The sequence below is a fragment of the Pseudomonas sp. NPDC089554 genome, assembly GCF_050280645.1.
Taxonomy (GTDB): Bacteria; Pseudomonadota; Gammaproteobacteria; order Pseudomonadales; family Pseudomonadaceae; genus Aquipseudomonas.
Genome location: NZ_JBNNVR010000140.1, coordinates 1 through 8911 on the forward strand (window position 1 = coordinate 1; position 8911 = coordinate 8911).

General features: G+C 63.6%; 10 protein-coding genes. 7 read left to right on the forward strand and 3 right to left on the reverse strand.

The window, feature by feature from the left end; all coding sequences use genetic code 11:
* The 4 genes from ACQKPE_RS25040 to ACQKPE_RS25055 form a co-directional block, all read left to right on the forward strand.
* The coding region (locus ACQKPE_RS25040) for an acyl-CoA dehydrogenase family protein (protein WP_427669361.1) at positions 1-960 on the forward strand (960 nt) is incomplete at its 5' end.
* A 19-nt stretch (positions 961-979) separates the two neighbouring features.
* Positions 980-2587: a carboxyl transferase domain-containing protein gene (locus ACQKPE_RS25045; RefSeq protein WP_427669363.1), complete on the forward strand. Its 1608-nt coding sequence runs from the start codon at positions 980-982 to the stop codon at positions 2585-2587.
* A gap of 3 nt (positions 2588-2590) precedes the next feature.
* Positions 2591-3403, forward strand: coding sequence for a gamma-carboxygeranoyl-CoA hydratase (locus ACQKPE_RS25050; RefSeq protein WP_427669365.1), 813 nt, complete (start codon positions 2591-2593; stop codon positions 3401-3403).
* Positions 3400-5349, forward strand: a complete 1950-nt coding sequence (locus ACQKPE_RS25055; RefSeq protein WP_427669366.1) for an acetyl/propionyl/methylcrotonyl-CoA carboxylase subunit alpha — start codon at positions 3400-3402, stop codon at positions 5347-5349. The genes ACQKPE_RS25050 and ACQKPE_RS25055 overlap by 4 nt, the downstream gene beginning before the upstream one ends.
* A gap of 30 nt (positions 5350-5379) precedes the next feature.
* Here ACQKPE_RS25055 and ACQKPE_RS25060 read toward each other — a convergent pair whose 3' ends face one another.
* Positions 5380-6033: a LexA family transcriptional regulator gene (locus ACQKPE_RS25060; protein ID WP_427669367.1), complete on the reverse strand. Its 654-nt coding sequence runs from the start codon at positions 6031-6033 to the stop codon at positions 5380-5382.
* A gap of 128 nt (positions 6034-6161) precedes the next feature.
* Here ACQKPE_RS25060 and ACQKPE_RS25065 point away from each other — a divergent pair, with 128 nt between their 5' ends.
* The gene (locus ACQKPE_RS25065) at positions 6162-6476 is read left to right on the forward strand and encodes a DUF6124 family protein (RefSeq protein ID WP_427669368.1); all 315 of its coding nucleotides are present in this window, start codon (positions 6162-6164) and stop codon (positions 6474-6476) included.
* 164 nt (positions 6477-6640) lie between these two features.
* Here the strand turns inward: ACQKPE_RS25065 and ACQKPE_RS25070 are convergent, their stop codons facing one another.
* Complete coding sequence (locus ACQKPE_RS25070) at positions 6641-7057, reverse strand: S24 family peptidase (protein WP_427669370.1); 417 nt, start codon at positions 7055-7057, stop codon at positions 6641-6643.
* A 90-nt stretch (positions 7058-7147) separates the two neighbouring features.
* Between ACQKPE_RS25070 and ACQKPE_RS25075 the strand changes: the two genes are divergently transcribed.
* On the forward strand, positions 7148-7567 hold the full coding sequence (locus tag ACQKPE_RS25075) for a DUF3486 family protein (protein ID WP_427669371.1): 420 nt from the start codon (positions 7148-7150) through the stop codon (positions 7565-7567).
* A 2-nt stretch (positions 7568-7569) separates the two neighbouring features.
* On the opposite strand, the gene ACQKPE_RS25080 is transcribed toward ACQKPE_RS25075, so the two are convergent.
* Positions 7570-8019 (reverse strand): hypothetical protein, encoded by a 450-nt coding sequence (locus tag ACQKPE_RS25080; RefSeq protein WP_427669372.1) that lies wholly within the window; start codon positions 8017-8019, stop codon positions 7570-7572.
* Positions 8020-8075: 56 nt separating this feature from the next.
* On the opposite strand from ACQKPE_RS25080, the gene ACQKPE_RS25085 reads away from it, so the two are divergent.
* Positions 8076-8783, forward strand: coding sequence for a hypothetical protein (locus ACQKPE_RS25085; RefSeq protein ID WP_427669374.1), 708 nt, complete (start codon positions 8076-8078; stop codon positions 8781-8783).
* Positions 8784-8911: the final 128 nt, after the last annotated feature.

An 8911-nucleotide genomic window follows, 5' to 3' on the forward strand; every position in this document is an offset into this window, starting at 1 on the left:
GGGTGGTGCCGCCGAGGTAGTTGTTGGCGCCGTTCAATCAGCCGCGGCTCGGCCTCGGTCGCCCTCTCCTACGGCGCCCACTCCAACCTGTGCGTCAACCAGATCAACCGCAACGGCACGCCTGAGCAGAAGCACAAGTACTTGCCCAAGCTGATCAGCGGCGAGCACATCGGCGCGCTGGCCATGAGCGAGCCCAATGCCGGCTCCGACGTGGTGTCGATGAAGCTGCGTGCCGACAAGCGCGGCGACCACTACGTGCTCAACGGCAGCAAGACCTGGATCACCAACGGCCCCGACGCCAACACCTACGTGATCTACGCCAAGACCGACCTGGACAAGGGCCCCCACGGCATCACCGCGTTCATCGTCGAGCGCGACTGGAAGGGCTTCACCCGCAGCAACAAGTTCGACAAGCTCGGCATGCGCGGCTCGAACACCTGCGAGCTGTTCTTCGATGACGTTGAAGTGCCCGAGGAAAACATCCTTGGCCAGCTCAACGGCGGCGTACGCGTATTGATGAGCGGCCTGGACTACGAACGCGTGGTGCTGTCCGGCGGCCCCACCGGCATCATGCAAAGCTGCATGGACCTGGTGGTGCCGTACATCCACGACCGTAAGCAGTTCGGCCAGAGCATCGGCGAGTTCCAGCTGATCCAGGGCAAGATCGCCGACATGTATACCCAGCTCAACGCCAGCCGTGCCTACCTGTACGCCGTGGCCCAGGCCTGCGACCGCGGCGAGACCACCCGCAAGGACGCCGCCGGGGTGATCCTCTATACCGCCGAGCGCGCCACGCAAATGGCCCTGGAGGCGATCCAGATTCTTGGCGGCAACGGCTACATCAACGAATTCCCCGCCGGGCGCCTGCTGCGCGACGCCAAGCTGTACGAGATCGGTGCCGGCACCAGCGAGATTCGCCGCATGCTGATCGGCCGCGAACTGTTCAACGAAACCCGCTGAATACGAGGAACCGGTTGCCATGGCTACCTTGCATTCCCAGATCAACCCGCGTTCGGCAGAATTCGAAAACAACAGCGCGGCCATGCTCGAACAGGTCCAGGCCCTGCGCGGCCTGCTCACCCATATTGCCCAGGGTGGCGGGCCCAAGGCCCAGGAGCGGCACACCTCGCGCGGCAAGCTGCTGCCGCGCGAGCGTATCGACCGGCTGCTCGATGCCGGCTCGCCATTTTTGGAGATCGGCCAACTGGCCGCCCATGAGGTGTATGGCGAGGACGTACCCGCTGCGGGCGTGATCGCCGGCATCGGCCGCATCGAAGGCGTCGAGTGCATGATCGTGGCCAACGACGCCACGGTGAAGGGCGGCTCGTACTACCCGCTGACCGTCAAGAAACATCTGCGCGCGCAAACCATCGCCCTGCAGAACCGCCTGCCATGCCTGTACCTGGTGGACTCCGGCGGCGCCAACTTGCCGCGCCAGGACGAGGTGTTCCCCGACCGCGAACACTTCGGGCGCATATTCTTCAACCAGGCCAACATGAGCGCCCTGGGCATTCCGCAGATCGCCGTGGTGATGGGCTCGTGCACCGCAGGCGGCGCCTACGTGCCGGCCATGGCCGACGAAGCGATCATGGTGCGCCAGCAGGCGACCATCTTCCTCGCCGGCCCGCCCCTGGTGAAGGCTGCCACCGGCGAGGTGGTCACGGCCGAGGAGCTCGGCGGCGCCGACGTGCATTGCCGCACCAGCGGCGTGGCCGACCATTATGCCGACAACGACGAACACGCCCTGGCCCTGGCCCGGCGCAGCGTTGCCAACCTCAACTGGCACAAGCTCGGCAAGCTGCAATGCCAGGCGCCGATCGCGCCGCTGTACGACGCCGAGGAGCTGTACGGCGTGGTGCCCGCCGACCCCAAGCAGCCGTTCGACGTGCGCGAAGTGATCGCCCGGCTGGTCGATGGCTCGGTGTTCGATGAGTTCAAGGCGCTGTTCGGCACCACCTTGGTGTGCGGCTTCGCCCACCTGCATGGCTACCCGATAGCCATCCTGGCCAACAACGGCATTCTCTTCGCGGAAGCGGCGCAAAAAGGCGCGCACTTCATCGAGCTGGCCTGCCAGCGCGGCATTCCGCTGCTGTTCCTGCAGAACATCACAGGCTTCATGGTCGGCAAGAAATACGAAGAAGGCGGCATCGCCAAGCACGGCGCGAAGCTTGTGACCGCCGTGGCCTGCGCCCAGGTGCCGAAGTTCACGGTGATCATCGGCGGCAGTTTCGGTGCCGGCAACTACGGCATGTGCGGCCGCGCCTACGACCCGCGCCTGCTGTGGATGTGGCCCAACGCGCGCATCGGCGTGATGGGCGCCGAACAGGCCGCAGGCGTGCTGGTGCAGGTGAAACGCGAACAGAGCGAGCGCACCGGCGCAGCGTTCAGCGCCGAGGACGAAGCCCGGCTCAAGCAGCCGATCCTCGACCAGTACGAGCACCAGGGCCACCCCTACTATTCCAGTGCGCGGCTGTGGGACGACGGCGTCATCGACCCGGCACAAACCCGCGATGTGCTGGGCCTTGCACTTTCCGCCGCGTTGAACGCGCCCATCGAACAGAGCCGCTTCGGCATCTTCCGGATGTGACCCATGAGCGATTTCAGCACCCTCGAACTGGTTCGCGACCCACGCGGCTTCGCCACCCTGTGGCTGAGCCGCGAGGACAAGAACAACGCGTTCAACGCGCAGATGATCCGCGAGCTGATCGTCGCCATCGACCGCCTGGGCGATGATACGGCCTTGCGCTTCGTGCTGCTGCGCGGCCGTGGTCGGCACTTCAGCGCAGGCGCCGACCTGGCCTGGATGCAGCAATCGGCGCAGCTGGACTTCAACACCAACCTGGACGACGCCCACGAACTGGGCGAACTGATGTACAGCCTGCACCGCCTGAAGGTACCAACCCTGGCCGTGGTGCAAGGCGCAGCCTTCGGCGGCGCCCTGGGACTGATCAGTTGCTGCGACATGGCCATTGGCACCGAAGATGCCCAGCTGTGCCTGTCGGAAGTGCGCATTGGCCTTGCGCCTGCGGTCATCAGCCCCTTCGTGGTCAAGGCCATGGGCGAGCGCGCCACCCGGCGCTACGCCCTCACCGCCGAGCGCTTCAGCGGCGTGCGTGCCCGCGAGCTGGGGCTACTGGCCGAGGTGTACCCGGCCGCAGAACTCGAGGCGCAGGTACAGGCCTGGGTCGATAACCTGCTGCTCAACAGCCCCCAGGCCCTGCGCGCCACCAAGGACCTGCTACGCGAGGTCGATGCTGGCGAGCTGAGCCCGGCCCTGCGCCGCTATACCGAAAACACCATCGCCCGCATTCGCGTCAGCCCCGAAGGCCAGGAAGGCCTGCGCGCCTTCCTGGAAAAACGCAGCCCAGCCTGGCAGCCCGATAAAAAGGAACCGCGTTCATGAGCCACCTCACGCTGACCACCCTGCTGGTCGCCAACCGCGGCGAAATCGCCTGTCGGGTGATGCGCACCGCCAAGGCCATGGGCCTGACCACCGTGGCCGTGCACAGCGCCACCGACCGCGATGCCCGGCACGCCCGCGAGGCCGACATCCGCATCGACCTGGGCGGTAGCAAGGCCGCCGACAGCTACCTGGTGGTCGACAAGCTGATCGCCGCCGCCAAGGCCAGCGGCGCCCAGGCCATCCACCCTGGCTATGGCTTTTTGTCCGAGAACGCAGGTTTTGCCCGCGCCATCGAACAAGCCGGGCTGATCTTCCTCGGCCCCCCGGCCAGCGCCATCGATGCCATGGGCAGCAAGTCGGCGGCCAAGGCACAGATGGAAGCAGCGGGCGTGCCGCTGGTGCCGGGCTATCACGGCGAGGCACAGGACCTGGAAACCTTCCGCAGCGCCGCCGCGAACATTGGCTACCCCGTGTTGCTGAAAGCCAGTACAGGTGGCGGCGGCAAGGGCATGAAGGTGGTCGAGGCCGAAGCGCAGCTGGCCGATGCCCTGGCCTCGGCGCAGCGCGAAGCCCAGGCGTCGTTCGGCGATGCGCGCATGCTGGTGGAAAAGTACGTGCTCAAGCCACGGCATGTGGAGATCCAGGTATTCGCCGACCAACATGGCAACTGCCTGTACCTCAACGAGCGTGATTGCTCGATCCAGCGCCGCCACCAGAAAGTGGTCGAGGAGGCCCCCGCACCGGGTCTGTCGCCTGAGCTGCGCCAGGCCATGGGCGAGGCGGCGGTACGCGCGGCGCAGGCCATCGGCTATGTCGGCGCCGGCACTGTGGAGTTCCTGCTCGATGCCCGGGGCGAGTTCTTCTTCATGGAGATGAACACCCGCCTGCAAGTGGAACACCCGGTCACCGAAGCCATTACCGGGCTGGACCTGGTGGCCTGGCAGATTCGCGTGGCACGCGGCGAGCGCCTGCCGATCAGCCAGGCCGAGGTGCCGCTGCACGGCCATGCCATCGAGGTGCGGCTGTACGCCGAGGACCCGGCCAACGAATTCCTCCCGGCCACCGGCCGCCTGGCGCTGTACCGCGAGTCGGCGCCTGGCCAGGGGCGTCGGGTGGACAGCGGGGTCAGCGAGGGCGACAGTGTTTCGCCATTCTACGACCCGATGCTGGGCAAGCTAATCGCCTGGGGCGAGGACCGCGAACAGGCGCGCTTGCGCCTGCTGGCGATGCTCGACGAGTTCGCCATCGGCGGGCTGAAGACCAACCTCGCCTTCCTGCAGCGCATTCTCGCCCACCCGGCGTTCGCCGCCGCCGAGCTGGATACCGGGTTCATCCCGCGTTATCAGGACACGCTACTACCCCCGCCGCGCGAACTGCCCGCCACGTTCTGGCAAGCGGCCGCCGAAGCCTGGCTACAGGGCCTGCCGGAAGATCGGCGCAGCGACGACCCCGCCTCGCCCTGGCCCGCACGCAACGGCCTGCGCCTGGGCCTGCCAGCGCGCAGCAGCCTGCACCTGCGTTGCGATGGCCACGACCAGGCCATCGCCCTGGAACGCCACGCCACCTCGGCCTTCAGCCTCGAAGGCGAGCAACTGTGCCACGACTACGACGGCCTGCGCCGTCGCCACCTGGCTGTGCGCCGGGGCGAGGTGCTGTACCTGCAATGGGAAGGGGAGCTGCATGCATTGAGTGCCTTCGACCCAATTGCCGAGGTCGAAGCCAGTCACAGCCATCAGGGCGGGCTGGGCGCACCGATGAACGGCAGCATCGTGCGCGTGCTGGTCGAGCCGGGTCAGGCTGTAGAGGCTGGCACCGCGCTGGTGGTGCTGGAGGCGATGAAGATGGAACACAGTATCCGTGCGCCGCAGGCGGGGACGGTGAAGGCTCTGTTCTGTCAGGAAGGGGAAATGGTCAGCGAAGGGACGGTGCTGGTGGATCTGGAATAGGCTGCGTGGGAGCGGGATTAGCCGGCCACCTCACACTACCCCGTGCACCCGCACCACCACGCCCAGGAATTCGCAGCCTGGCTCGCACATCACCGTGGGATACAAGGTGTTGAGCGGCTTGAGCATGCGCTCCCCACCCTCCTCGATCAGCTGGCGCAGCACCGCAGGCCGGCCCGGCTGACGGGCGATCACCAAGCGGCCTGGGGTCATTTCCAGGCCCGCGTCGACCAGGATGCGCATGCCCTGAGGAATGCTCTGGCCGCTGGCGGCATTCATCGAATCGTTCTCTACCGGCAGCCAGAAGGCGTTACCGGCCGGCATGTAGTCGGTCTGCTCGCTCTCTTCGCTCGAGTCGGGCAACGGCCCTTGCAGGTCGGCCCAGGCCAGTACCGGGAAGCGGAAGCTGGCGTGCAGCATCGCCCGGGCCGCCAGTGAGCCTTGGGCGGCGTAGCCCCCTTGCGCCTCACGCACCTCCTGACGCTCCACCACCATCACCTGCGCTTCCAGGTAGATCAGGCCCAGCGTTTCAAGCTTCTCGTTGATGGTTTCCAAGGTGGGCTTGCGCGTGCCGCGCAGCCAATGACCGACACCGCCTTGAGTCATGCTCAGGCGCTCGGCGAGCTTGATCTGGCTGAGGTTGTGCTCGCGCTTGTAGCGCGCCAGAAATGCGTTCCAGTTTTCCATGGCGCAAACGATACGGACTGTACTAAACGCTTCAATACACATCATGAATTATTTATGCATGCATGAATAGTACAGATAGACCTAAACTAGGCGCTCATTGCCCCAGAAGGGAAACCAAAGGCATCTCCATGAAGAACTCGAAAAAAGAAGACACAGATCTCGACAGCGAAGCCGCCCGCCGCGCCCTCGACTACTACCTCAACCCCACACCACCCCACGTTGGCATCGATGCCGTCCCCTGGACCTTGCGCGACGATGTCTCCACCGAGCAGGCCAATGCCCATGCCCTGGCATTGCTGCGCTGCGCCGCAGCCACCGCTCATGAAACCGGCAACAACCAGCAAGGCACCACCCGCGAAGTGCTATTCGCGCTCATGCACATGGTCAACATGGCCAGGGCGATGCTGGAGCAACGTGTGAGGGGGTTCTATGTATGGCACTAAGCGAAATGAAGTGGGAAGAAAGCGGAAGAAGACGGAAAAGCCAGGAATGATGGGGCTTGGGCGGAATCGATAAGGTCAAAGCCAGGGCCAAAGAGCCGCAAAATAGAAACCCGCTGAGAAAACCAAAAGAGCCCGCATTTCGCGGGCTCTTTGGCATCTTCTACTCAGATCATCCAACCACCGGCCCAGACAACCCTGCCGATGATAACCAATGAGCTGAGCCTATCAGGCGGAACGGTCATCGACTCATAAGCAGAGTTAGCACTGATGATCTTCACACCTCCGTCGTAGAGGCGCTGTAGTCGCTTCGCATAAAGCAGATCATCTAGGCGGATCACGTAAAACGCTTCGCCTTGGAGCACATCCCGACTCAGATCAACCATGACCGTATCGCCATCGCTAAGCACAGGCTCGTTCGAATCGCCATCAACCCGGACAGCGGCAAGCTTTTCAGGGCTAAGCCCCTTCTTACGAAGGCTGTAGCGCGTGAACGCAAGCTTAGTGAGCACCCTCGCCCCATCAGTCCAGGCACCGTGTCCTTGGCTGATATGCGCGTCGTAAAGAGGGATGTAGGCGTACACCTCATCTTCCGACGTGGCATTAGCGGAAACCTGGCGAATCCTTCCCGTAGCCAGCCACTCAAGATCAGCCTCAACGGCCTGGGCTATGAGGTGCTTTCCGCTGAGCTGGAGTCGCGTGGCTACTCGATTGGCAAGAGCGCGCTGCACCGCTACGGCAGCGAGTTCGAGGACAAGCTGGCTGCCCTGAAGCTGTCCAGCGAACAGGCCAAAGCGGTGGTCCAGGCCGCGCCCGACGACGAAGGCGCGGTCAACGAAGCGCTCATGCGCCTGGTGCAAGAGCACCTGTTCAAGCTGCTGATGGCTGCTGACGGCAAGATCGATCTGCCCAAGGTGGCCAAGGCCGTTGCCGAGCTGGGCCGGGCGTCTGTCGTCCAGGCGAAATGGAAGACTGAAGTTCGTACCAGGGCAGAAGCCGCTGCCAACCAGGTCGAGAAGATCGCCAAGAAAGGTGGCCTCAGTGCCAAGACCGTGGACGAGATTCGTCGCGAGATCCTGGGGGTGGCGTCGTGAAGCTATCTACGACGAACACGGATGGGAGGCTGCGGCGCAGAAGCAATCGTATTTTTGCATTTGGGGCAGTGCAGCAGGCGGGCCCCCTGAAGCGTGATGGGCACACCCTCAGTCTCCAGGCAGTGGCTGCAAAAGTAGCGCGATGGATCTGCCTCTGTGCTCAAGGCGTAAGCATGGGCCGACGTAGGGAATTTATGGATGGTGTATTGAGACAAGATGTTTGTGAATTGGCTAGCCTGATCCTTCTCGTTTTCAAGCGCCTTAATCCGCTGGACCAGCTCCATCTGACTAAGTTGTGCTTCGAGCAGCTTTTGCTGCAGGTCCAGCAGACTGTTGTTCAGGTCATAAACGCGCTCACGAATGATGTTCTCGTCGCGAATCGTAAGGAGCGATTGACCAATTTCCTTCATCGCCTTCGCGCTTTCTACCGCACCAGCAAACCAGTCAATCATTTAACACCCCAGCACCCTGTTGATAGTGGCCATAGACTAGCACTGCGGAGGTGCGCATGAACGAAGGGCTTATGCCAGATAGTGCCGGTGTTATCACCCCTTCGGTCCTTTTGCAGTACCAAAGGGACTGGGTCAATATCCGTGCCCCTCTCAAGGTTGGTGAGAAGTCCCGCCGGATCGGCCTCACCTGGGCGGAAGCTGCCGACAACGTTCTGGTTGCGGCAGCCTCGAAAAGCGCACGTGGCCAAACCGTCTATTACCTGGGCTACAACCAAGACATGACGGTCGAGTACATCCAGGCCTGCGCCATGTGGGCTCGGGCGTTCGACTACGCGGCCGGCGAGATTGAAGAAGGCATCTGGCCCGACGAAGACCCAGACAAGCACATCAAGACGTACACCGTCGTGTTTCCCTCGGGGCACCGCATCGTGGCGCTCACCAGCCGCCCAAGTAACTTGCGCGGTCGCCAGGGTGTTGTGGTTATCGACGAAGCGGCGTTCCACTCCGACTTGGCTGAGCTGCTAAAAGCGGCACTCGCCCTGCTGATTTGGGGTGGTGAGGTCCATGTCATCAGCACCCACGACGGCACCGAGAACCCGTTTAACGAGCTGATCGAAGAGATCCGCGCCGGTAAGCGTAAGGGGCATCTGTTCCGCTGCACCTTCCGTGAGGCCGTGGCTGATGGCTTGTATGACCGGGTGTGCATGCGCCGTGGCATCCCTCATATCAAAGAGGAAGAAGACGCCTGGGTCGACAACGTGTAAGCAACGATCCAGGTCAAGGTCGAGTCGCGCTGAATACCCGTCAACGCGTGGTGCAGTGTCTGGGTTATTTGGGGCGGCTCGGTCGGAGTGGCAGGGCTGCTTTCGCTGAGTGCCACGAACCCCTCGCT

Excerpts from the sequence above, each read along its gene's own strand:
- ACQKPE_RS25050 (WP_427669365.1), top strand. The coding sequence starts at position 2,591 with ATGAGCGATTTCAGCACCCTCGAACTGGTTCGCGACCCACGCGGCTTC.
- ACQKPE_RS25055 (WP_427669366.1), top strand. The coding sequence starts at position 3,400 with ATGAGCCACCTCACGCTGACCACCCTGCTGGTCGCCAACCGCGGCGAA.
- ACQKPE_RS25065 (WP_427669368.1), top strand. The coding sequence starts at position 6,162 with ATGAAGAACTCGAAAAAAGAAGACACAGATCTCGACAGCGAAGCCGCC.
- ACQKPE_RS25045 (WP_427669363.1), top strand. The coding sequence starts at position 980 with ATGGCTACCTTGCATTCCCAGATCAACCCGCGTTCGGCAGAATTCGAA.
- ACQKPE_RS25060 (WP_427669367.1), bottom strand. The coding sequence starts at position 6,033 with ATGGAAAACTGGAACGCATTTCTGGCGCGCTACAAGCGCGAGCACAAC.
- ACQKPE_RS25085 (WP_427669374.1), top strand. The coding sequence starts at position 8,076 with ATGAACGAAGGGCTTATGCCAGATAGTGCCGGTGTTATCACCCCTTCG.
- ACQKPE_RS25080 (WP_427669372.1), bottom strand. The coding sequence starts at position 8,019 with ATGATTGACTGGTTTGCTGGTGCGGTAGAAAGCGCGAAGGCGATGAAG.